The following is a 23645-nucleotide window of genomic DNA, read 5'->3' on the forward strand; positions in this document are numbered from 1 at the left end:
AAGGCAAAGCCGCCATGCGGAGCTTGTCGAAGCACTTTGCTCGCACGGTTCGATTTCCTAGGCCACACGAGCTGCTTCGGCAAGCTCAGCATGACGGCTTAAGCTTATCCTTAGGGGCTATTAATTGCGCATAGCCGTGGCGGGGGGCGGGGCATTCTTGCCGAGGTCCTTCTCCACGTACTTGCTCGGGCACTTGGTCAAAATCTGGTCGGCCACGAACACGTTGTCTTTCATTGCGCCTACAATCACCACCTGTTCCGACTTGTCGAGGTCGGGCGGGGCGGGGTTGTGGTACACCACGCGCTGGGCCACGTTGAGGGTATCGACCAGCGTGAAGGCAAAGTAGTTGGGGTCGCGGCGGGCGTCGTACTCTAGCCCTAGGGGCTGCTTCGAGGCGTCGCGGGGCAGCGTGCCCACTACGTGCACTTTGTTGGGGTTGCCAGCGGCCGCCTGCTGCCGGGCCTCGGCAAACGTGACGTAGGAGCTAGCGCCCGACATGGTGCTGATGATGACACTCACCGCGGCGGCGATGACGAGCAACACGAAAATGTGCGTTTTCTTCATTGGGTTAAGAACAGATTTTCGGGGAAAGGCGTGCCGGGCTTAGCGGCTTTCTGCTTCTTTTTCGAGGCGGCTTACTTTGCCATCGAGGCGCACGAGGTACACCAGCAAGCCCGCCACAATGATGACGAGCACCAGCACCACCACGTAGATTTTGCCGCTCTGGCGCAAGGCGTCGGCCATTTCGGGCTCGGCGGCCGCGGGGGCTTGGGCAAGGGCCGCGCCACCTAGGAGCAGCAGCGGCAGCAGCAGGGCCACCGCCCGACTAAGCCAGTTGTTTTTCTTGTTTTTCATAAATCTTCTCTTGCACAAAAGCCAAGCGACAAGCCACTTCCGTAATCCATACTCCCAGCAACGTCCAGCCAATCACGGCCGGGTAAAACACCAGCCGCATGGCGCTGTCCAGGTCATACTTGCTAAAGCCGGGGTTGCCGCCCATGCCAGGGTGCAGCGACGCTTCTGCCAACCTAGGCATGATGAACAAAAGCGGGATAGCCGCCGAGAATGCAAAAATATTATAGATAGCCGACAGGCGCGCCCGTTGCTGCTCGTCGCGCACCGAGCCGCGCAGCACCAGGTAGGCAGCGTAGATAAGCATAGTCACGGCGGCGCCGTTGAGCTTTACATCGGTGGTCCACCAGGTGCCCCAGGTGTAGCGCGCCCACAGGCTGCCCGTGAGCAAGCCCAGCACCCCTAGGAGAATGCCTGTTTTGGCCGACTCGTGGGCCAGAATATCAAGGCGCGAGCTAGGATTGCGCAGATAGCGCACCGAGTTGATGACCGAGGCCAGCAGGATAATCGTCATCCCAAACCACATCGGCACGTGGAAGTACAGGTTGCGCTCGGTCTCGTTGAGGATAGCTAGGCGCGGCACGTGGCCCAAGAAACCCATCACTACTGTGTACAGCAACAGGGCGATGGTCAGGTATTTCCACCACTTCATAAGCAATTAGTGAGTATCAGTTAATAATTCGGTTGGGCGCCGGCCTACCACGCCATAGAGTGGGTCGCCATCTTTGGGACGGTGCGCAAATACCTCGGTGGGGCCAAAGTTGGCCGCCGCGAAATACTGCTGCACCAAGGCCACGTGGCCATTATCATTAAGAACCTGCCAGGCGTACACCGCCTTGTCGGGAAAGCAGCGGTTGGAGAACGTAACCACTAGCGGCGCACCGGGCCGCAGCACCCGCGCCAGCTCTTGAAACACATCGGCCGGGCGCGTGAGGTATTGCACCGACACGCAAATGCCCGCCGCATCAAACTCGGCGTCGCCATAGGGCAGGTGCGGCTGTGCGTTTAGGTCTTGCACCAAGTGCTCGGTTAGGCGCGGGTTCTGAGCTAGCTCGCGGGCATTCATGCCTAGGCCCGCCACGCGGGTGTAGGGCACCTCGGCGGGCAGGTGGCTCACCCAGCTGCTCATGAGGTCGAGCACGGCCCCGCCGGCCGGCAAAAACTGCCGGTACAGCTGCGTCACGGCCGCCACCGCACCTGCGTCGATATGCGTCACCAGCCGCTCGAAGCGGTAAAACTCCTGGTCGGGCGCTTCGTCGCGGCGAGCAAAAGCCTGGGGGGGAAGGTCATTTAACATTTAACAACTATCATTTGACATTTAACAAGTGGCTCTTTGTGCATTTGACAGATTGAGCGGCTGTTAAATGCGAAATGATACCTGTTAAATGACTAGGTGCGCCACAGAAATGGGAATAATACATAGGACACCGCCCCCACAATAAAGTTCAAGGCAATGAGCGTAAGCATAGGCCCCTGGCTGACATCCCAAGGCAAACCATCGAGCGCGTTCTTGCTGATTTTGACTACGATGAGCAGCACGGGTACCAGTACAGGCAAGCCCAGTACGGCCAGTAGCGTGCCGCCCCCGCCTTGCCCCGCCCGCGCCGCAATGGCCGAGACAAGCGTGAGCGACGAAGCCAAGCTGATGGCGCCCACGGCCACGTTGGCCGCAAACAGCCCCCAGCTTTGCACCGGGTTGCCGAGCAGCATGGTGTACACCAGCAGCCCCGGCGCGGCCAGTGTCAGCAGCAGCAGGGCGTTGTAGATTATTTTGGCCAGGATAACGGCCTCGGGCCGGGCCACCGTGTAGTAGTACAGGCGCAGCCCGGCGGGCTCTTGGGCCAGGCCGCGCCCCGCCGCCCCTAGGGCCGCAAACAGGAGGATAACCCAAAAAAGCGCGTTCCACGCTGGGGCCGGGGGTAGGCCGCCGCGCAGCGTAAAGCTGAGGTAGCTCACATACACGGTGCCGCCTACGTAGAGCAATAGGCCCGCCAAAGCCGTGCGCTGCCGCCATTCCAGGCGCAGGTCTTTTAGCAATAAATGCCAGATTTCAGCGGGCAGCGACACGCCGCAAAGATACGGCTCACACCGGGGCTGGGGGTAGCTTATTAAAGAAAGCACTATAGCGCAAAAAAGCGGCGACCTGCCGGCCGCCGCTTTCAGGAGGTACCCTAGGGCCTCTGTCGATTACTGATGCGCCACGCGCAGCACCTGCGACTCGCCCCCTTGCTCAATGTTAATAAAGTAGACGCCCGCGGGTAGCGTCCCGACCTCGGGCACGGCCAGCGCGCTGGTGCCCACCGTGGCGGCCTGGGTGCTGCGCCGCAGCACGCGCCCTAGGGCATCGCGTAGGGTTATTTGCAAGGGGCCGGCCTTGCGAGTGTTCAGTGTCAAAGTCAGCGTTTCGCCAAAGGGCACGGGCGCGGCCTCGGCCGTGAACACAGTATTAGTGGCGTTGCGCACGGCTAGCACCCGGCTTTCGGTCACCCGAATATCATCGAGCAATAGCGCAGACCGGTCGGGCGCGCTGATGGCGTGAAACCCAATGTAGTACAAGCCATCGGCAGGCGGCGTGATGGTGGCCACCTGGCCCGCGGTGGTGGTAGCGTAGTCTTCGTTGGTAATAGACTTGGCGCTGTAGAGCTGGGTAGTTTGGCCGGTCGGTGTGGCCGCAGTACCATATTTTACCTCTAGGCTTTCGGGGTAGTCGGGGTCTAGCGCCGCGTAGCTAAACTGCAGCTGGTAGGTGTAGCCCGCCCGGAGCCGGAGGCCAGGCGTAAAGGCCCAGTCGTCGGCGCCTACCGTGGCGTTGGCATCGTTGTATTGGTACACCAGCGCGTTATAATTAGAATTGCCTGCGCCAGCTATCACCTCCCAGGTGTAGCCATCGCGGTTGGCATCCAGCACTTGGGCGCTGCACGGTAAGGTGCCCTCCTGGATAGCGTCAAAATTCTCGGCGTAGGGAAAAGTGCTGATAACTACCGGCGTGGAGGTACAAGGTGTCGAAAAGGCTAAGTAGCTGCTCACCAGGCTTTGGTCGTTGGCGCCGCACTGGGCCACCGCGTACACGCCGTAGCCATTGCCGGGGGTGAGGCCGGTGATAGTGTAGCTCGTGCCGGTGGTCGTGACAACGGTGCCCCCGTTAGTAGGGTCAAAATATGGCGGCCCGTAGGCTAGGGCATACCCAGTGCCGTTGGCAGGCGCCGTGAAGCTGATAGTGGCCGACGTGCTCGTGATATTACTAACCACCAGATTGCTAGGTGCCAGGCATGTGGGCGCCCTGAAGCGATACGTCCGCCCCGCCTCGGGCAGTACTGTAGCGCGCACGTTGTGGGCGGTGGGGGCCGAGTTGCCGGTGGCTACTGGGTAGTCGCGGTTTTGCGCTATTGCGGTGTTCCACGCAGCCGTAGAGGCTTTTTGCACGGTTAGCAGCTGGTTATCGGCCGGGCTGCTACCCTTCAGGCCCACGGCTACGGTGCGCGGGGCGGCCGTGCTCGTGACGCCGGCCGTGGCCGTGCCATACACAAAGTCTATCTGGTTGCTGCCTTCGTAGAGCTTGACCTGAAAAGAAAAGTTGGCGTACTGCGTGGCAATGGTTGAGGCTTTGTCCGACACGTTTTTCCACTGAATGGTGCACACGCGGCTGCCGGCCGTGCCCGCGGTGGCCACGCGGTACTCGGTGGGGGCAGTGGCGCCCGCCGTCAGGTCGGTATTAAAAGGAAGAATTAAATTGGTGTCGGTGGTTGAGTTCAGCGGGCCGCCGGTCGTCACCTGCGGGGTGCCGTAGAAGTAGGGTGCTGCCGGTGCCGTAGCCCCCAGCTTGAGGTAGCCGTTGGTATTGAGCACAAACTGCGTAAACGCCGTGCCGTTATAGTTGAACGTGAAGCCAATAGCCTGCGCGGCCGAGTTGGCATCGTCGGTATTGGCCGTGGCGATGGCGGTGCCCGTGGTGCCTAGGTCCGCGTAAGTATCTACCAGCGACTGAGCCGCGTTAGACGGGTAAGCAAAAGTTTGGGCGTGGGCGGCCGTCAGGCTACCTACTGCGAGCAGCGCCGCCAAGCCCAGGCGCGGCCAGGAAGTGGCGTAGTAGAAAAGTCCCATTGTATAAGGGGTAAAGTGAAATCATACCGAAAAGTAAGCGTGAGCCAGCCAGCAGCCTAGGTCAAGCGGCTATACGGCAAAAAAAGAAGGCTGGCCACCACCAATTACTCTGAAAATGAGTAAGCTATTGGCATTAACGCAAACAAAACGCCCCGGCCTGTGGGGCCGGGGCGTTTGGGGTACCTAGGTGGCGCTGGACTTAAAAATCGTGGCCCAGCGTGAGGTAGGGTTTGGGTGCGGTACGGATACCGTTTTCTTCGCCCCAAGCAAAGTCGAACTTGGTGTAGAAGCCCAGCATGGTAGTGCGCACGCCTACGCCGTAGCCTATCAGCAGCGGGTTGCGGTAGTTGATAACCGTGCCCGAGAAGAACGTGTTGTTCTTGAAGTTTACGGTATTATTCGAGTTGCTCTCGCTGAATGGGTTGCCACCGTTGTAGGCCGTGCCCGCATCCACAAAGCCCACGAACTCTAGGTTGCGGAAGAAGCCCGAGTAGATGGGCCGACGCGACAGGTACTGCACGATGGGGAAGCGCAGCTCGCTATTGAAGAGCACATAGCTGCGGCCCGTGCGCCGGCTCAGGTCGAAGCCGCGCAGGTTGGTCACAAACTGCTGGTTGAAGATGGAAGTGGGGTCGGGCAGGGGCGTTAGCAGCTGCTGGTCGCTGTACTTCTGAAACAGCCAGTTGTCCATGCCTCCGAGGCGGAAGGTCTGGAGGTTGGGTCCGAAGAAGCTGCCGAAGCTGGCGCGGTTGGCCCACACCAGCTGGCGGTGCAGCTTCTGGTAGTGGCGCAGGTCAACGTAAAACTTACCAAAGTCGCCCGAGGAGTTGCCTACTTGGCGCTGCTGCAAGATGCCCACTTTCATGCGGGTGCCCAGTAGCATGTTCACGCCCGTCGAGCGCGAGTTGTCGAACACCAGCTCGGCGTTGTAGCCTAGGTAGTTGGCGTGGGTATCTAGCTCGGCATTGGTGTTGCCGGTTTGGGTGCGCGATACGGTTTCAAACAGCGGGCCGCCGCGCACGCTCAGGTTGTGGGTGAGAGGGTAGGCCACGGTGGGCGCCACCCGGTGGCGGCCGTAGCGCGTGAGGCCGATGTTGCTATACTGCGTGTCGAAGAAGTACGCCTGCTTTTGGTACGTGATGCCCCAATCGACGCGGTGCGTCACGTTGGTGTACGACAGGCTGATGTTGCTGGTGCGCAAGTCGAGCTGCCCAAACAAGTTGGCCTGAATACGCTGATTTTCAAACGCGTCCGACAGGTTAGCTTGCAGCGACACCCCAAAGCCAATCAGCGGGTCCACGGCGATGCCCGTCAGCAGGTTGTCGGCCATGAAGCGGGTATCGTAGCGGTAGGGCCCAGATAGCGCCGGCGCAGCAGCCTTGGCAACAGAGGGCGCTACGGCCGTTTTGGTGCTGCGCCGCGGCCGCACCGGGATGGCCGGGTCATCGTCATCCTCAAACTGGTAGTTGTTGGTATTGACGGTGTTGCTGCCCCGGCGCTTAGCTGCCGACTGCGGCACGCCATTGTTGGGGTCGGCCGGCACGGTAGCGGGGGCGGGGGCCGTAGTGGCGGGGTCGGTGGCTGGGGCGGCCGCCGTAGTAGGCGCGGGCGCTGGCGCCGGAGCAGGCGCCGCCGGTTTTACCGGCGCCGGGGCAGGCTGCGAGCGAGCTTCTAGGGTTTGCTGGCGCGCCGTCTTACCTAGGAACAACTCGGTGGGCAGCTCAAACTTGGGGTACACGTAGAGCAAGTCGCGGGCCTGCACCTGCGGCACAAAAGCCAGCGCCTGGCTACCTAGGTTGTAGTCAAAATCCTGAATGTTAGATGGGAAGTTGGTAACTGGCTTGCGCTGCTTAGTGACCAATGAATAGCGATAGACGCTGCGAATGCCACTTTCCTCGCCTAGGTACAGAATTTCATCGTTAGAAATCGGACGCGGGCGCGACTCGTTCGAAATCGTGCTGACGATGGTTTCAACCGGCTTATCACGCCCATCGAGGTGATAGATAAACAGGTCGTAGTTGTTTACCACGTTCGGGAACGACGCTGGCCGCGCCCGGCCCGTCGAATCGAGGTAGCGGTTGGAGCTGAACACAATAGCCTGGCCATTGGGCATGAACGCCGCCTGCTGGTCATCGAACAAGTCGTCGGTCAATTTTTCGGGCTGGCGGCTGCCGGCTTTTAGCAGGTAGATGTCATTCTGTCCATTCTTGATAGCGCTAAAGACCAGCGACTTGCCGTCGGGCGAATAGTTGAGGTCGAGCACCTGGTCGTAGGTGTCAAAAATGCTAGCGGGCCGGTTGATGCGGATGGCGCCGCGCAGCCGCTGCACAATGCCATCGCCATCGGCGTCGTGCAGGCGCAGGGCCATTTTGCCGCGGCTCAGCTCTGCCACGGCCACCTGGCCATTGCCGCGCCAGGCTAGGGCGGGCAGGCGGCCTTCTACTTGCTGCTCGGGGGTTTTGTAGCCATTGTGCAGCAGCACGTGGCGGTGCGAGCCATCGCGATTGGCCACCACCACCCGGAAGCGGCCTTGCTCGTTCACGGCATAAGCCACGCGCTGGCCGTCGGGGCTAAGCACGGGCTGCGAAAACAGCTCGAGGCCCCGCCGATTGCGCGAGCTGCGCCGCGCTGCATCGGCCGGCTGCGAGAGGGCTGCAATGGCCGGCTGGGTATTCAGCGTGCGGTAGTAGTTGACCCAGTTGCGCAGAAATACCTTGAACGGCACGTTCAAGGATGAGCTGATACCGACTTCCACATCGCGGGTGATGCGCGTGAGGTTCAAGATGTTCTGCACCGCGCCGTAGCCATAGCGCTCGGCCACGTAGTTCCAGATGCTTTGGCCGGCCAGCTGCGGGTTGCGCACGAAGAAGGGCGCTGTGCGGTTGCCGGTAGGGTACTGCCGCACCATGTCGCGCATGTAGCCGTCCATGTCCACGCTCCAGCCCTCGGCGGCGTAGGCCGAGGCGCCACCCACAAACCAGTCGGGCAGCTGCAAGAGGTAGTTGCTCTGCAACACTTCGCGCAGCGAGCCGCCGTACATCATGTCGTTGAGCAGCACCTGGGTTATCTGGAAGCTCATCTCGCGCTTGAAGTCGGTCTGGCGGCCGCCGAAGGCGATTTCGACCTTGCTCATGCGGGCCAGCTGGGCCTCGCCACCGTTCACGGTGTTGGGCGCGGGCAGGCCAATGTTGCTTTGGCGCAGGTCGCCCACCGAGTTATAGAGCATCAGCGTGGTCTTGCTGTAGGGGTAGTACCCCACCAGCGCCGTAATGCGCTGTAGCTCCTGTTCGGCGTACTCTGCAGCACGGCGGGCACTGGCTTCGCCCCCGCCGTAGAAGTACACGTTAAAGTTCTGGGTCGAGTAAAACTGCCAGTTGAGGTTCTTGTACTGAATGCGTACCCGGCCAAACGGCTCCTGCGCTAGCTGGGCCCGGGCGGCGGGCCCGCTCAGTAGTATCAGTGCCCCCGCCGCCACGGCGGTGGCCCACCCGCGCGGTCCCGTTTGCATATTGCCGGCAGCGGCCCGGCAGCCATTGAGGAAAGGTTTCACGGCAAATTAATCAGGGGGTAAAAACGGGAGAGAAGGTGAGCGCCAAGCGGTCGGCGCGGGGGAGCGCTACTCAAACGCACGGGCGGGCGGCTTATTTTCTAGTGAATCGGCAAGGTACAGTTTGTGGTAGCGTGCTACGTCTACCTCGGGCCATAGCTCGCCCTGGCCCCCTAGGTAGTCGGCCAGCAGCGCGGCCAGCCGAGGTGCCAGCGACACGCCCTTGGAGCCAAAGCCGCCACAGATGCTCAGCCACGGCAAAGCGGGGTGGCGGCCCAGCAGTGGGCGGCGGTCGCGCACGGCGGGCCGCACGCCGCGCCGCAGCCCCAGCACCTGGTAGGGCAGGGGCGTGAGGCCCGTGAGGCGGCCCGTCAGCTCGGCTTCGCCCTCGCCCGACCCGGCCGGCTCAAACGGCGGCCACCGGTAGGTAGCGCCCACCCGAAACCGCCCTGGCCCATCGGGCACCACGTAGGCGCCCCGATTGAGCGCCTGGGCCGCCGTCAGGCCGGGTACTTCTACCGTCAGCACCTCGCCTTGGTTAGGCGTGAGGGGCAGCCAGGCAAAGTACGGGCACTGCAAGGCTGCTGCGCCCTGGCAGCACACTACCTGCCGGGCGCGCACCTGCCCCGGCGCGTAGCTAACGTCGGCTGTGCCGCTAACGAGGGCTTCCCACTGAAAAGTTTCTTCGCGCAGCCAACCCTCGGCGCGGCCCTGCTGGGCCAGGGCGGCCAGCAGCTCGGCCACGCGCACGTAGCCGCCGCCGCGCAGCCAAGCTCCGCCGTGCGGGGCCAGCAGGCCCGCCTGTTCGATGGGCGCCGTGTCGATGGCTGCTACGAAGCCCGCCCACGGCTCGGCGGCGGCGCGGGCTACCATCTGCTGCTGCTCTTGCGCCGAGCCAAATACTTTCAGAATAGGCGTTTCAACTAGAAATTTAATGTCTAGGTCACGCTCTAGGTCCTGGTAGTAGGCCACGGCGTAGGGTAGCGTATCGAGGGCGCGCCAAGTGAGGGCAAAGCGCTTGCCCGCCACGGGGTTCATAAGGCCAGCGGCTACCCGCGAGGCGGTATCAGGACTGGGTTCGTCGTACACCAGCACGCGGTGGCCGCGCCCGCGCAGCTTGCGCGCCAGCAGTGCCCCCGCCAGCCCGTGGCCGATGAGCAGGTAATCGTATAGGTCGAAATCAGTTGACATTCTGTTAAGCAAGATACGGGCGGCGCGGTGAGGAGCCAATTAGCTTCTGCAAAGAACAAGTAGGGCGTAGCGTGGAAGCGAAGTCTGCGCTGCGGGGCTGCCCTGCCCCTAGGTCACTCCTAACCCCGGCTAACCAGCTAAACCGAATACCTTTGTCACTATGCTTCGCATTGTCAGCTTCACCTTCAACGGCTTCGCCGAAAACACCTATCTGCTCATCGACGAGGCCACCCGGGCCACGGCCATCGTGGACCCCGGCGCCTACTCGCGGGCCGAGCAGCAAACACTACGCGACTACGTGGCCGAGCACGAGCTGGATATTAAGCTTTTGCTCAATACCCACGCCCACATCGACCACGTGCTCGGCAATGCCTTCGTGCTAAATACCTATCCCGGCATCCCCTTTTTGCTGCACGCCCTCGACCTGCCCACCCTGCGGGCAGTGCACACTTACGCGGGCCCCTATGGCTTTGCTAATTATGAGCCTGCCGAGCCTACCGGCGAGCTGGTGGCCGGGCAGGTAATCAAGCTGGGCGAGAGCGAGCTAAGCGTGCGCTTTGCGCCGGGCCACGCGCCGGGCCACGTCGTGTTTTACGACGAAGCCGGCGGGCAGCTAGTGGGCGGCGACGTGCTGTTTAAAAGCAGCATCGGCCGCACCGACCTACCGGGCGGCGACCACAATACGTTGCTTAAAAGCATTAAAGAAGAGCTACTAACTCTGCCCGACGCTACGGTGGTGTACCCCGGCCACGGCCCCACTACCACCATCGGCGCCGAGCGGCGCTCGAATCCGTTTTTGGTGTAAACAACCTAGCTATAGAAGCTCATGCGGGTTTTTCTACAAGTAGCCGCGTTAGTGCTGCTAGGTCCTATGGCCTACGGCCAAGGACAGGTAAGTAGCAAAGTACTGGATAGACAGACCCATCAGCCCGTGCCTTACGCCAGTGTAGCCGTGCTGGGCAGCGCCGCTGGCACTACTAGCAACTCAGAAGGCGAGTTCGTTCTGACCCTGAAGACCTTGCCGGCTAAGCTAGTTGTGTCGCAGCTGAGCTATAAGCGCGACACGCTGGCCGTGGCCACGGCCAGTTCCCTAGGTACCATCGAGCTGGCACCCGCCCCCGTAACGCTGCCTATTGTAGAGATGGGTAGCTATACTGCCGAGTTGCTGCGTAAGGCCTACCGGGAGCTTCAGCGCAGCTACTCGACTAAGCAGTATGGCCAAGCTTTCTATCGCCAGATAACTTATCTCGACGGCACGCCTACCGAAGTACAGGAAATGCTGTGGCACACCAAAGCCAGTAACGCCGGCTTGGAAGGTACAGCCTTGATGCAGGCGCGCTACGCAAAGCAAAAAGCTGCCTTGCTCAACTATAGGAATTTTTCCTACTTCACCAAAGACTTCAACATCTATTCTACTAAAGGCGATACAGCCCGCAAGGGGGCTATTCTAAGCCCCGACGCGGCGGAATATTACACGCTCAGACTAGTAGGTATCACGCAGCGCGATGAGCAGAGCCTGGCTGAAGTGGCATTTGTGGGCAAGCCGGCATTTAACCCTCAGCACGTGCAGGGCTCGCTAGTTATTGACACCAACACGTATCAGATACTACGCTTCAAGGTAGGCATCGACCGGGAAATGCATGCCAATAATCCGACCTTCAAGTTCAAAGAAGGTCGAATGGAGTACGAAATCGTATTTCGGCCCACGGCTACTGGCGCGGTACCCGACCACCTTACTACTACCCACACAGTAATACTGACGCGGCTGCTCAAGCCTGAGGTACAGCTGAGAGCATCGGCGCTGGCATACTTCTATAATTGGCAGGCCACACTGCCGGCCGGCCTTACCTATGCCGCTCCCAATGGAAAAGAATCAGACTTGGTCATGGTGAAGCAAGCGGCTTATGACCCACTATTTTGGCGCGACAACCCCGTGGTGAAGCGCACCCCGCTGGAGGAAGGAGTTATCCGCGCCTTCGAGCAGCAAAAGTCTTTTGGCACGATGTTGACGGATTAGTCTATTTTTTCTATTTCTACATAATTACTTGAAAAAGCACTTACCCAACACGCTCACCTGCATCAACCTGCTGTGCGGGTGCTTGGCGCTAACCTTTATCTTCCGAGGCGACCTAGTAATAGGCGCCTATCTGATAGGCATCGCGGCCGTGGCTGACTTCTTCGACGGCCTGCTGGCCCGGGCGTTGCGGGTGTCGTCGCCTATCGGCAAGGACCTAGACTCGCTGGCTGATATGGTGTCGTTTGGGGTAGTGCCGGGGGCAATTATGTACAAGCTGCTAATTGAGGCAATGGAACTAGGCCCTGGGCATGGTGATTTTGAGTTACCAAGTCTCATGCTGTTTTTGCCCTGCATAGGCTTTGTCATTAGTATTTTCTCGGCTCTGCGCTTAGCTAAGTTCAACAACGATACTCGCCAGACAACCTCATTCATTGGCCTGCCAACGCCAGCCTGCACGCTGGTAGTGGCTTCGCTGCCATTGATTTTGGCGAATGACACCTTTGGGCTTAGTCCGGTTATTCTGAACCAATGGCTGCTGGTAGGGCTGGCCGTAGTGCTCTCCGGTCTATTAGTAGCCGAGCTGCCGCTCTTTGCGCTGAAATTCAAGAATCTACGCTGGTTGGGCAATCGGCGGCGGTTTATTTTTGTGGCGCTGGCCCTAGGTATGGTAATTTGGCTGCGGGCTGCGGGCGTGCCGGTGGCGGTGCTGCTTTATGTGCTGCTGTCGGTGCCGGGCCGGGTGCGTAGCCGCGATGGCGTGGAGCCTAGCCCCAGCAGCCCGCAATAATTTGGCGAGCGGGCAGTTAGCGGAAACGTGGTCTGCGGATAGCAATTAGGAGCCTGGCCTTTCGGATATTTACGTGTTCAGTAACGGGTTTCTATGCAAAGACTTTTCCGCTTATTTGGGTTGTTAGTGCTGCTATGTGGTTGGGCGATGCCGGCCCGGGCGCAAAGCAGCGGCGAGCAAACCATTGCTACCCGCCTAAGCTGGGATACCTATGCTACCCTGGCACTTCCCAACGGTAGCACACGCAAAGTGCCTACTTTTCAGGGCGCCTACCACGGCACTGGCGAGACTGTGGGTACCCTCACCCTAAGGGTACCCGGCACCGTAGCCGCGGGCGCCGTGCGCGACGCGGTATATGAGCCCTTTTCGGCTGCTGATGCGGCGTTGCTGCGCACGGCCACACTGCCGGCGGTGCCCGGCGTGCGCGTGCGCTACGGAACCGAAGCCCGCCAGCCCGTCAGCTACGCCCTGGTGCAGCCGGTGCGCCGCAATGCTCAGACCGGCCAGCCCGAGCGCTTAGTCTCCTTTACTTACGCCTATCAGCTAGGCGATGCTTCGGCCAGTGCGGCGCGCACCACGGCCGTGCACACCTTTGCGCCAGCCTCGGTATTACGCACGGGCGATTGGTTTAAAATCGGGGTGCCGACCAGCGGCATCTACAAACTCGACCGGACCGCGCTGAGCAACCTAGGGCTGCCGGTGGCCTCCATCGACCCACGCCGGATTCAGATTTATGGTAACGCCACCGGTGTGCTGCCGCAGGCCAACGCCGCCCCGCGCCCCGACGACTTAGTGGAGAACAATGTGCTGCTGGTGGGCGACAACAACGATGGGGTGTTTGATGCCGGCGAGTATTTCCTGTTTTATGCGCCGGGGCCGCACGTGTGGGCCATCGACAGCACCAGCAAGGTGCCCACGGGCTTTCGCCACATCAACAACGTGTATGCTGACACGGCCTACTACTTCGTAACCGTAGGCAGCACCAGTGGCCGCCGGGTGCCCGCGGCGGCTGCGCCCGCTGGCTCGCCTACCGGCGCTCCTATCACCACATTTACCGACCGGCGCTTCTACGAGCACGACCTTACCAATCTGCTGCACTCGGGGCGGCATTGGCTAGGCGAACGCTTCGGTGCAGGTAGCGCACAAGAGTTTAGCTTCAATAGCGATAATTATACTAACCAGGCGCTCGCCGACCTGGTACCGGGTAGCACGGCGCGCCTACGGGTAGCGGTGGCCGCTTCATCTCTGCAAAGCTCCTCTTTTCAGGTCAGTCTTAATGGTACCGCGTTGCCAACGACCTTGCCCGTAGCGGCCATTTCTACGGTGGCCTTCACCACGGTGGCCAATACCTACGTCGGTAACCTGACGACCACGCTGCCCGCCAGCCCGACCGCCGACCAACGTGTGCGGCTCAGCTTCTCCTCCAACGACCCCAGCGCTACCACCAGCGGCTACCTCGACTACCTAGAGCTGCTAGTGCAGCGCCAACTGCGCCTGAGCGCCTCGGCGCTAGAGTTTCGGTCGCTGGCCCTGCGCGGCGCGGGCTCGGTAGGCACTTATGCCCTTGACAACGCTACTGGCGCCCAGGTGTGGGAAGTAACCAATCCGCGTCGCCCCCTCGCCCAGACCTTAGCCAATGGTAGCTTCGCGGCCTACACCGACTCGGTGCGCGAGTACGTGGCGTTCCAGCCCGGCGGCACGTTTGATACCCCTAGGCTTTTTGGCAAAGTGGCAAACCAGAACCTGCACGCGCTCAATACTAATGGCACGCTGGACCTGGTAATAGTCACCTACCCGCCCTTCCGAGCGCAGGCCGAGCGGCTGGCTCAGCACCGCCGCACCTACAATGGCTTGAACGTGGCCGTGGTGACGACCAAAGAAGTTTTTAACGAGTATGCCTCGGGGGCACAGGATGTCACGGCCATCCGCGACCTGATGAAGCAGGTGTACGACCGCAACCCTAACCCCGCCAGCCGCCGCAACTACCTGCTGCTGTTCGGCGATGCGTCGTTCGATTATAAGTCCTCGGCCTTCAACGACCGAAGCAAGGAGCCGGCCTGGTGGAAAAGCAGCCGCCTGCCTTTCGGTAGCGATGCTAATCTTGACCCCGACCTCTACAACCAGAACTTAGTGCCGACCTACGAGTCGCGCGAGTCGTTTTTGCCCGTGGCGGGCAACCGGGCTTATGCCGAAGGCGTGTCTTCGTACTCGTCGGAAGACTACTTCGGTTTACTCGATGACAACGAGGGCACCTGGGCCGAGTTTGACGGTGGGCGCTACGAGGCCTGCGACATTGGAGTGGGGCGCATTCCGGTGCGGCCCCCGCGCCAGCGTCGCGACCAGGCCACCAACGATGAGCAGGCCCGGCAGGTAGTGAGTAAGCTGATTGCCTACGATTCGACGGTGAGCTTTGGCAAGTGGCGCAACCGCCTTACTTTGACAGCCGATGACAATGACCCGGACATTGGCATGACCTTCACGACGGAGTCGGAATCCATTTTCGCCCCCGCCCTGCAAGCAGCCGAGCCGGCGTATAACATCCGCAAAAACTACCTCGACCTCTTTCCGCAGCAGAGCGTGGCAGCAGGCCAACGCTCGCCCGCGGCCGAAGCGGCCGTTAACGACGCTCTTAACCAAGGTTCGCTGCTGATTGGTTACACCGGCCACGGCGGCCCCAACGGCGTCACCGACGAGCGTCTCATTACCACGGCCTCGCTGCTGGCCCTCACCAATCAGAATCGGCTCACGTTCTTCGTGACTGGTACTTGCGACCTCAGCACCTACGATAATCCCGACCTGACCTCGGCTGGCGAGGCAGTACTGACCGACAATGCCACGGCCGGCGCGGTGGGCCTATTCACGACCACGCGGGTCGTCTACTCATATCAGAATACACAGCTGGTCAGCGCCTTCTACACGCAAGTGCTGGCTCGCAACGCCGCTGGCGACTTGCCCTACCTAGGCAACGCCAGCCGCCTCGCCAAGGTGACGGCCGCGGCCGGCGACCTCAACAACCGCAACTACACGCTGTTGGCCGACCCCACCACCCGCCTGGCTTATCCGCGCCAGCGCGTGCTCATTGACTCCATCAACGGCCGCAAGGTGGCTTCGCTGCAAGTGAGCCTCGACACACTAAAGGCCCTAGGGCAGGTGCGCCTGAGCGGGCACGTAGAAAACAAAAACGTGCTGAACACCAGCTTCAACGGCACGGCCGACATCACGATTTTTGACAAGCCAACCACCGTGAACACCCTCGGCGACCAGGGTGGTACGCCGGTGCCCGTGCAGGTACAGGAAAACATTGTGTACGGTGGCCAGGCCACTGTACGCGCCGGCCGCTTCAGCGTCAAGTTTGTGGTGCCTAAGGATATCAACTACAGCGCGGGCCTGGGCAAAATCAGCCTCTACGCCGCCGACCTCACCAACCAGGTCGATGCCCAGGGCTACCAACTGGTGCCGGTGGGTGGGGCTGCCAAGGGCGCCGCTACAGACGTTACGCCGCCCACGGTGCAGCTCTTTATGGACGACGATTCGTTTGTGTCAGGTGGCCTCACTGGGGTCAATAGCCTGCTCCTAGGTAAGCTTTTCGACCTCTCGGGTATTAATACCTCCAATGCGGGCGTGGGCCACGAGCTCACGGCTACCCTCGACAACGACCCCGCCAAGCTCGTTGTCATCAACGATTCATATACAGCGGCGGTCGATGACTTCACCCGCGGCCAGCTGCGCTATAACTATCAAAACTTGGCACCCGGTCCCCACGTGCTCAAAGTAAAAGCCTGGGATACGTACAATAATTCGGCGGAGGGCAGCGTAGAGTTTATTGCGGCGCAAACGGCCCAGCTCGCCCTCGACCACGTGCTCAACTACCCCAATCCGTTCAGTAACCTTACTACGTTTCACTTCGACCACAACAAAGCTGGGCAGGAGTTGGAAGTGCAAGTGCAGATTTTTACGGTGTCGGGCCGGCTCGTTAAAACCTTGCACACTAGCGTTATGGCCAGCGCATCGCACAACCAAAGCGTGAGCTGGGATGGCCGCGACGACTACAACGACCAACTCGCCCGCGGGGTGTACGTGTACCGAATTAGCGTCCGCTCGCCGGCCGACCAGCAGACAGTTAGTAAATTTGAAAAATTAGTTCTCCTCAACTAGGACGCTTGCTTATTCTTTCGCCGTATTATTTTTGTTCTATCGACACAGTAATTACTTAATTTTCATATTTCTAACTTTCTATTGCCGCATTAGCAAGCTGTATCATTATACCCTCATGAATTCGACTTTTTCTCGTTCGCTGGCCCTTGCGCCGGCACTTTTGCTGATGGCCACGGCGGCCATGGCGCAAACTACAAGGGCCGGCATCCGCACCATCACCACGGCGGTACCGATTCTGACCTTGTCGCCCGATGCCCGCGGCTCGTCCCTAGGGGAGGCAGGCGTGGCAACTTCGCCCGATGCCAACGCGGCGTTCTACAACCCCGGCAAGCTCGGCTTCGTGGATTATAAGTACGCGATTTCGCCGTCGTACTCGCCCTGGCTGCGCAAGGTGACCGACGACATGAGCCTGAGCTACCTGTCGGGCTACGCCAAGGTGGGCGACCGCGGCGCCTTCGCGGCCTCGCTTCTGTATTTCGACCTAGGGTCGATTGACTACACCAACGACCAGAACATTGCGCAGGGTAGCTACAACCCAAAGGAATACGCCCTTAGCTTCTCCTACGGCCAGAAGCTGAGCGATAATTTCGGGGTAGGTATCTCAGCGCGTTATGTGCGCTCAAACCTTATCGGAAGCTACGCTAACAACGATGCCCAGGCCGGTAATTCCTTCTCAGCCGACCTGGGGGCGTATTACAACAAGGACGTGACCATTGGCGCGGGCGCCTATAACCTGGCGTTTGGTGCGGCGGTAACCAACATTGGTAATAAGATGGTGTACCGCGACGCCTCTATTCCGAGCTTCCTGCCCACGTCGCTGCGTATAGGCACCGCCATCACCCGTGAAATAGATGCCTATAATAAGATTACCCTGGCCTTCGACGCTACCAAGCTGCTGGTGCCTTCGCCGTACTACGACGACTCAAAGGGGATAAACGACCCGGCAGTAGTGGATGCTCGCAATGCGCGCTTGCAGCAGGGCATTGTCTCGGGCATTCTTACTTCGTTCAGCGATGCGCAGGGTGGATTCAAGGAGGAGCTGCAGGAAATCAATATTGGTGGCGGCCTTGAGTACTGGTATAACAATACCATTGCGGCGCGCGCTGGCTATTACTACGAAAACCCCAGCAAGGGCGGCCGCCAGTACCTGTCGTTTGGCCTAGGTGCCCGGTTGTCGGCGTTCGGCGTCGATGGCACGTACCTGGTGCCCAACGCTTCTGCCAACCCGCTGGCCGAAACCATCCGCATCTCGCTGCACTTCAACCTCAACAAGCTATCCGACGCCTTTAGCGAAGGTGGCGCGGGGGGCACGCAGGGCTCGCCGGTGAACTAAGCCGCCGTTTTTAGGTTCTGCCTTAGCAAAAATGTTGTCATTGCGAGGAGGAACGACGAAGCAATCGCATCCGAACGACTCGTTTTGGTGTTATTGGCTCGCCGCCCTCCGCGCAATGACATTTTTTGTGTAGCGTAGCTTATCGTTTTCTATTATACTTCTTCCCTTGCTTTCCGTGCTAAACCGCCTGCTGCCCCCGCCTACCCACCCGCTTACCAATATTACGTTACCCACGCCTACCGTTAGCCACCTGCCCAATGGCGCCCGGCTGCACCTGCTGGCCAATGCCGCCCAGCCCGTGCTACGCCTGCAAGTGGTACTGACTGCTGGCAAGTACCATGAGCCGTCGCCGAGCTTGGCGCAGCTCACGGCCCGCATGCTCACCGAGGGTACGGCCACGCGCACGGCCCGCCAGATTGCCGACGAGGTGGCCTTCTACGGGGCGTCGCTCGATTGCGAAGCCGGCGCCGACCACGCCACCCTTACGCTTTACTGCCTGGCGCGGCACCTGCCCACGCTGCTGCCGTTGGTGCAGGAGGTGTTAGCCGCGCCTACCTTTCCTGAGCATGAGCTGCAGCAAATGAAAACCCGCATCAGCCAGAATATGCGGGTTGAGCGCCAAAAAACCAGCTTCCGGGCCAGCGAAGAGTTCAACCGCCAGTTATTTGGGGAGGAGTCGCCCTACGGCCGGTCGTTTGATGAAGCTTCCTTTTCGACTATCACCGCCGACCAACTGCGGGCTTTTCATGCGGCAGTCTACGGGCCGGCAGGCGCCGAGATTTTCCTGAGCGGCGATGTGGACGCCTACGCCGCGGGCGTGGCCGAGCTACTGGGGCAGTGGCAGGCAGATAGTGCGGCTGCCCAACCCCTCGCGGCGCCCCCCGCCGACAGCTACCCCACGGGCCTAGTCACGGTACCCGTTGAGGGCAGCATTCAGGCGTCGGTGCGGATGGGGCGGCGTTGGCCGGCCCTCACCGAGGCCCAAACGCCCGAGTTGCTGCTGCTGGTGAAGGTCCTAGGTGGGTATTTTGGCTCGCGCCTGATGAAGAACATCCGGGAGGACAAGGGCTATACCTATGGCATCCACGCCAGCGTGGTGGCCCGCGAGCAGGCTACAGTACTGGTCATCGGCACCGATGTCAACGGCGACCGCGCTGACGCCACTCGCCAAGAAATAGCTTACGAACTGGAGCGCCTGCAAAACGAGTTGCTGGATGAGGACGAGCTCGAAACCGTGAAAAACTACACCCTAGGCAAGCTGCTGGGCGAAACCGCCACTGTTTTTGAGCAAGCCGACAAGTACCGCCACATCACGCTACACGGCCTGCGCCCCGACTACTACCAGCACCTTGCGCGCCAAACCCAGGCCGCCACAGCCGCCGACCTGCAGGCCTTGGCCCGCACCTACCTCAGCCCCGCCGACATGCTGGCTGTGGTAGCAGGCGGCGCCTAGGTAGGTGCTAAGTAAAGTAAAAAATAAGAGCCCGGCCGTGCAGCTATGCACACGGCCGGGCTCTTGGCGTAGTGGGCCTTCTTACTCAACCACCGCTTTTTCTAGCGATTGGAGTAGCTCTTCCATTTTGTCAGCGTAGTTGTTAACGGTAGAGAGGCCAGTGCGCGCCTCCTCAATCTGACCGCGTTGGTACTGGGTCACGAGGGCCTGGCCCGCCTGGAGGGTGGCTTGTAGGTTCTGTTCCATTGCGCGTACTTCGGGCCGGGTGCTGTACTGCGGCTTCACTACGGTAGCGAGCCACTGGCCGAAGGGGTTTTCGGCCAGCGAAAACAACGACGCATCGGCTTCGCGCACGCCGTAGAGCACCGAGCGCAAACGCGATTTAAAGAGAACTTGCTTAATTCTGGCTTGTTGAAAATCCAGCGTTGAGAGAGCCATGCTAAGCAGGTGGCGGCCCTAGGTAGGGCAACCGGAATAACAAGATAGAGAAGACAGTTTTACCGGGCGGCAAAGGTGGCAGCTTGGTTAGCTGGGCGTGGCAGGCGGCGGGCTGCCCGGCACGGTAGCAAGCGGGTTGAGGGGCGGTAGCTTAACCAGGGCCTCGTTCATTGATTGAATCTCGGCATTAGCAGCCCATACCTCTGTGTTGATTGCTACCAGCTGCTGGTTGAGGGTTTGCAGGTGCTGCTCACTTTTCTCTAGCTTCTGGCGGCTCACTACCTGCGTGGTTACCTCATACGCAAATACCAGAATACCGTCGATGTCGCCTGCCCCATTGCGCGTGGCCTGGTACACAAAGTTGTAGTAGTTGTTGCCCAGCGTACCGGTGTTAGCGTGGTCGAGCTGCACCAGCATTTCATTGGCGTAGAACGACTTGCCGGTGCTGTATACCTCGTCGAGCAGCCCAAAGATGGGCTGGCCGGCCAGCTCGGGCATGGCCTGGCTGATGGGCAGGCCCTGAATGGGCCGGTCGCCCACCAGCTGCTGATACAGCGGATTGACCAGCCGAAACACGTGCTCCGGGCCTTCGAAGTAGCAAATCAGGGCCGGGGCTTGCATCAGTAGGTCGTGTAGGCGCTGGCGCTGGGCTTCGGCGTCGGCCTGGGCAGCGCGCACCTGCTGGGTGCGCTCGGCTACGCGGACCTCTAGGTCGCGGTTGGCTTGCTCCACAACCTGGCGCGACAGCACCTGGTCGGTCACGTCGTTGGCAAAGACCAGAATGCCGTCGATGTTGTTGTCTTCGTTGTAGCGAGCCTGGTACGTAAAGTTGAAGTACATATCCTCGACCTGCCCGTTGTCGGCGCGGGCCAGGGGTACCAGCAGCTCACGGCCCTCAAATGTTTCGCCCGTTTCGTACACCCGGCGCAAGATGCCAGGAATGGCTTGGTCGGCCAGCTCAGGCAGCGCGGCTACCAGGGGCTTGCCCAGCAGGTGCCGGCCGGGAAACAGCCGCTGGTAGGCGGGGTTCACAAGCTCGTACACAAAGTCGGGCCCGTCGAGAATGCAGATAGGGGAGGGCGCCTGCTGAAAGAAGCGCTCGAGGCGCGCCTGGGCACGCTGGCGCAGTACTTCGGTGGCAGCTGCTTGCAACGGGGTAGCTACTTCTTGAGGAGAGGTCATCCAGAAAACCAATTAAGCGAGGCAATGGCCAGCTATAATCGGCCGGCGCTACACAAAAAGCAGGCCAGTACCTAGTGGCCTGCTAGTGTAGCAAAGATACGCGCCCGCGGGCCGCTGGGTAGCTTAGGTTCGCTACTGTAGCACGCCTTGGCTCATTGCCAGCTTGATAAGCGCAGCCGCATTGCGGGCTTGGCTTTTTTCGAGCATGTTCTGGCGGTGCGTTTCGATGGTGCGCTTGCTCGTAAATAGCTTGTCAGCTATCTCGCTGGTAGTGAGACCTTCAGATAATAGGTGCAGTACCTCAGTTTCGCGGCGCGAAAAATTATAGGGATTGCGGGTGGGCTTGGCAGCAGCTGCGGGGTCGATATTAAGCAAAGCTTTGTCGAGCATGCGCAGGCTTAGCTCGTTGCAGAGATACTGCCGGCCCGCTGCCACCGTCTGAATGGCCAATACCAATTCGCTTATCTCGTCATTCTTGAGGGCGTAGCCGCAGGCGCCGGCTTCAAACAGCTGGCCCACGTAGCGCTCGTGCAGCAACATCGACAATACCAATACCCTAACCTCAGGAAACTCGACGCGCAGGCGCTGGGTGGTGGCTAGCCCGTCGAGCACGGGCATGTTGAGGTCGAGCAGCACTACATCGGCCGGGGCCGCTGGTAGGCGGTCGAGTAGTTCCTGGCCGTGGCTGGCTTCGCCCACTATTTGCAGGTCGGCCTCACGCGAGAGTAGGGCACGGAGGCCGTCGCGCATGATGGCATGGTCGTCAACCAAAAACAGACGAATCATAGGTGGGTGCTGCAACAGCGTTGAGTACTTCGCGGTATTGGCGTAGAGCGGCAGTACTATAGACGCAGATTGTGGCTCCTAGGATGCTTGCAGGCCGAAAAATGGCTGTTGAGGCTGCGCCACAGACAGGGATAACCTAGTCTGTAGGTAGGCGCTAGCTGGGCAGTGGCAGCGAGATAGCGATGCAGGTCCGGCCTGGCTGAGAGTCGAGCTGCAGCGTGCCATTGAGCAGGCGCACCCGGTCTTGCAGCGCTTGCCAGCCCAGGCCTTTGCCCTGCGAATCGGCCGCGAAGCCAATGCCGTTGTCTTCGGCACGCAGCTCCAGGGCCTGGCCATCGGCACGGAGGCTAAGCTTGGCCTGGGTGGCGTGGGCGTGCTTCACGATGTTATTGGCTAGCTCCTGGGCCATGCGGTAGATGGCTACGGTGAGGTGCGACGGCAGGCCATCGGGTACGTCGGCGAAGTGGCAGGTCAGGCGCAGGGGCGCGATGCTGTAGTCGGCGCAAATGTCCTGAATGGCGGCTTCCAGCCCGAAGTCTTCGAGGGTGCGCGGCACTAGCTCGTGGGCTAGGGTGCGGGTTTGGGTGATGGCCGAGGCCAGCAGGTTGGCTACCTTCAGCTGGGCCTGGGCAAAGACCTTGGGGTCTTGCTGGCACTGCTCGGCTTCGAACTGCTCTAGGCTGAGCTTGGCGGCGTAGAGCAGTTGCGCCAAGCCATTGTGCAGGCTTTCGGCAATGCGGCGCTTCTCGCTTTCTTCGGCGGCCAGCACGGCCTGCGCTAGCTGCTGCTGCTGGTCGAGCTTGGCTTGCTGCATGCGCTTGAGGTCTGTGATGTCGCGCCAGGTGCCGTGCACCAGCGCCTGGCCGTTTACCAAGATGGGGCTAAAGGCTATTTCATCCCAGACTATTTGGCCGGCCGAGTCGTAGCGCGCCCACTCGAGGCGGCACCACCCCTCGGTGGGGACCCGCGTTAGGCAGTGGCCGAGTAGGTCTATCGAGCGCCGGCCATCGGGCTGGTACTCGGGCCAGAACTCGGCTACGTGGTGGCCTACTACCTGCTGGCGGTGGGTACGGCGCAGCATCCACAGGGCAGCGTCGTTCACGTCCACAAAGCGGTGGTGGTCGAGCAGCAGCATGCCATCGCGGCTTTGCTCGAAAGTGGCCCGGAAGCGCGCCTCGCTGCGGGCCAGCTCGTCGCGTGCTTCGCGGCTAGCCGTCACGTCGAGCAGCACTAGGCGGTAGGTAAGCTCCTGCCCCAGCCCCGAAGTGGTAGCCAGGCCATCGACCTGCGCCACAAACGGCGACTCGTCGCGGCGGTGCATCAGTATCTCGCAGCTAAACCGCTGGCCGGGGTTAGCCTGGAGGCGGGCCAGAAACTCGGCTAGCTGCGTGCGCTCGGGCAGGGGCATAAACACAGCTAGCCGCCGGCCTAGCAGCTGCTCGTGCGTGGCGCCCAGCAGCTGGGCCGTTTGCTGGTTGAGCTGCTCAATGGTGCCCGTAGCGGCTAGAGTGCAGTAGCCCACCGGCGCAAAGTCGTACAGGTCTAGGTACTGGGTGTAGCTATTAGCGGCTTCGGTCTGGGCTATCAGCAATTCCTCGTACTGCATCTCCAGTTCCAGTTGGTGCACTTGCAGCTCTTGCATCAGGAGCTGCATGCCGGGCGCCTCCTCGGCGGGCAGCGCCGCCACCGACAGGCGCCGGCGCTCGGCGCGGGCTCGCAGGTCTTGCAGCGCTGTGTGGGGGTCAGGAGGAATCATGGGCCAACTGCAACAGGGATGAAGTACAAGATTAAGCTCAGGCAATA

Annotated in this window: 18 protein-coding genes; 6 read left to right on the forward strand and 12 right to left on the reverse strand. The window is 60.7% G+C overall.

The window, feature by feature from the left end; genetic code table 11:
- Positions 1 to 120: 120 nt before the first annotated feature.
- From JAO77_RS08495 to JAO77_RS08530, 8 genes are all read right to left on the reverse strand, one after another.
- Positions 121 to 564, reverse strand: coding sequence for a cytochrome c maturation protein CcmE domain-containing protein (locus tag JAO77_RS08495; RefSeq protein WP_198989902.1), 444 nt, complete (start codon positions 562 to 564; stop codon positions 121 to 123).
- A gap of 39 nt (positions 565 to 603) precedes the next feature.
- Positions 604 to 855 carry a CcmD family protein gene (locus JAO77_RS08500; RefSeq protein ID WP_198989903.1) on the reverse strand — a complete coding sequence of 84 codons (252 nt, stop codon included), beginning with the start codon at positions 853 to 855 and terminating at the stop codon, positions 604 to 606.
- Positions 827 to 1510, reverse strand: a complete 684-nt coding sequence (gene ccsA / locus JAO77_RS08505) for a cytochrome c biogenesis protein CcsA (RefSeq protein WP_198989904.1) — start codon at positions 1508 to 1510, stop codon at positions 827 to 829. Before ccsA ends, JAO77_RS08500 begins: the two co-directional genes overlap by 29 nt.
- A complete protein-coding gene (locus tag JAO77_RS08510) occupies positions 1511 to 2149 on the reverse strand; it encodes a methyltransferase domain-containing protein (RefSeq protein WP_198989905.1) in 639 nt (212 codons plus the stop codon).
- A 92-nt stretch (positions 2150 to 2241) separates the two neighbouring features.
- Positions 2242 to 2919, reverse strand: coding sequence for a heme exporter protein CcmB (locus tag JAO77_RS08515; RefSeq protein WP_370549925.1), 678 nt, complete (start codon positions 2917 to 2919; stop codon positions 2242 to 2244).
- Positions 2920 to 3039: 120 nt separating this feature from the next.
- Positions 3040 to 4953, reverse strand: coding sequence for an NIDO-like domain-containing protein (locus tag JAO77_RS08520; protein WP_198989906.1), 1914 nt, complete (start codon positions 4951 to 4953; stop codon positions 3040 to 3042).
- A 199-nt stretch (positions 4954 to 5152) separates the two neighbouring features.
- Positions 5153 to 8503 carry a PD40 domain-containing protein gene (locus JAO77_RS08525; RefSeq protein ID WP_198989907.1) on the reverse strand — a complete coding sequence of 1117 codons (3351 nt, stop codon included), beginning with the start codon at positions 8501 to 8503 and terminating at the stop codon, positions 5153 to 5155.
- A 66-nt stretch (positions 8504 to 8569) separates the two neighbouring features.
- A complete protein-coding gene (locus tag JAO77_RS08530; protein WP_198989908.1) occupies positions 8570 to 9691 on the reverse strand; it encodes an NAD(P)/FAD-dependent oxidoreductase in 1122 nt (373 codons plus the stop codon).
- Positions 9692 to 9851: 160 nt separating this feature from the next.
- Here JAO77_RS08530 and JAO77_RS08535 point away from each other — a divergent pair, with 160 nt between their 5' ends.
- From JAO77_RS08535 to JAO77_RS08560, 6 genes are all read left to right on the forward strand, one after another.
- A complete protein-coding gene (locus JAO77_RS08535) occupies positions 9852 to 10496 on the forward strand; it encodes an MBL fold metallo-hydrolase (RefSeq protein ID WP_198989909.1) in 645 nt (214 codons plus the stop codon).
- A 21-nt stretch (positions 10497 to 10517) separates the two neighbouring features.
- Complete coding sequence (locus JAO77_RS08540; RefSeq protein WP_198989910.1) at positions 10518 to 11708, forward strand: carboxypeptidase-like regulatory domain-containing protein; 1191 nt, start codon at positions 10518 to 10520, stop codon at positions 11706 to 11708.
- Between the two features lie 28 nt (positions 11709 to 11736).
- Positions 11737 to 12495 carry a CDP-alcohol phosphatidyltransferase family protein gene (locus tag JAO77_RS08545; RefSeq protein WP_198989911.1) on the forward strand — a complete coding sequence of 253 codons (759 nt, stop codon included), beginning with the start codon at positions 11737 to 11739 and terminating at the stop codon, positions 12493 to 12495.
- Between the two features lie 93 nt (positions 12496 to 12588).
- The gene (porU, locus tag JAO77_RS08550; protein ID WP_198989912.1) at positions 12589 to 16650 is read left to right on the forward strand and encodes a type IX secretion system sortase PorU; all 4062 of its coding nucleotides are present in this window, start codon (positions 12589 to 12591) and stop codon (positions 16648 to 16650) included.
- A 115-nt stretch (positions 16651 to 16765) separates the two neighbouring features.
- The gene (gene porV, locus JAO77_RS08555) at positions 16766 to 17983 is read left to right on the forward strand and encodes a type IX secretion system outer membrane channel protein PorV (RefSeq protein WP_235998317.1); all 1218 of its coding nucleotides are present in this window, start codon (positions 16766 to 16768) and stop codon (positions 17981 to 17983) included.
- Positions 17984 to 18158: 175 nt separating this feature from the next.
- The gene (locus JAO77_RS08560; protein ID WP_370550089.1) at positions 18159 to 19436 is read left to right on the forward strand and encodes a M16 family metallopeptidase; all 1278 of its coding nucleotides are present in this window, start codon (positions 18159 to 18161) and stop codon (positions 19434 to 19436) included.
- Positions 19437 to 19517: 81 nt separating this feature from the next.
- On the opposite strand, the gene JAO77_RS08565 is transcribed toward JAO77_RS08560, so the two are convergent.
- The 4 genes from JAO77_RS08565 to JAO77_RS08580 all read right to left on the reverse strand — a co-directional run bounded on the left by JAO77_RS08565 (position 19518) and on the right by JAO77_RS08580 (position 23598).
- Positions 19518 to 19874, reverse strand: coding sequence for a hypothetical protein (locus JAO77_RS08565; protein ID WP_198989914.1), 357 nt, complete (start codon positions 19872 to 19874; stop codon positions 19518 to 19520).
- Positions 19875 to 19961: 87 nt separating this feature from the next.
- The gene (locus tag JAO77_RS08570; RefSeq protein WP_198989915.1) at positions 19962 to 21056 is read right to left on the reverse strand and encodes a PAS domain-containing protein; all 1095 of its coding nucleotides are present in this window, start codon (positions 21054 to 21056) and stop codon (positions 19962 to 19964) included.
- Between the two features lie 132 nt (positions 21057 to 21188).
- The gene (locus JAO77_RS08575; RefSeq protein WP_198989916.1) at positions 21189 to 21842 is read right to left on the reverse strand and encodes a response regulator transcription factor; all 654 of its coding nucleotides are present in this window, start codon (positions 21840 to 21842) and stop codon (positions 21189 to 21191) included.
- Positions 21843 to 21996: 154 nt separating this feature from the next.
- The gene (locus tag JAO77_RS08580; RefSeq protein WP_198989917.1) at positions 21997 to 23598 is read right to left on the reverse strand and encodes a PAS domain-containing sensor histidine kinase; all 1602 of its coding nucleotides are present in this window, start codon (positions 23596 to 23598) and stop codon (positions 21997 to 21999) included.
- Positions 23599 to 23645: the final 47 nt, after the last annotated feature.

The organism is Hymenobacter sp. BT559 (assembly GCF_016427535.1).
Taxonomy (GTDB): domain Bacteria; phylum Bacteroidota; class Bacteroidia; order Cytophagales; family Hymenobacteraceae; genus Hymenobacter.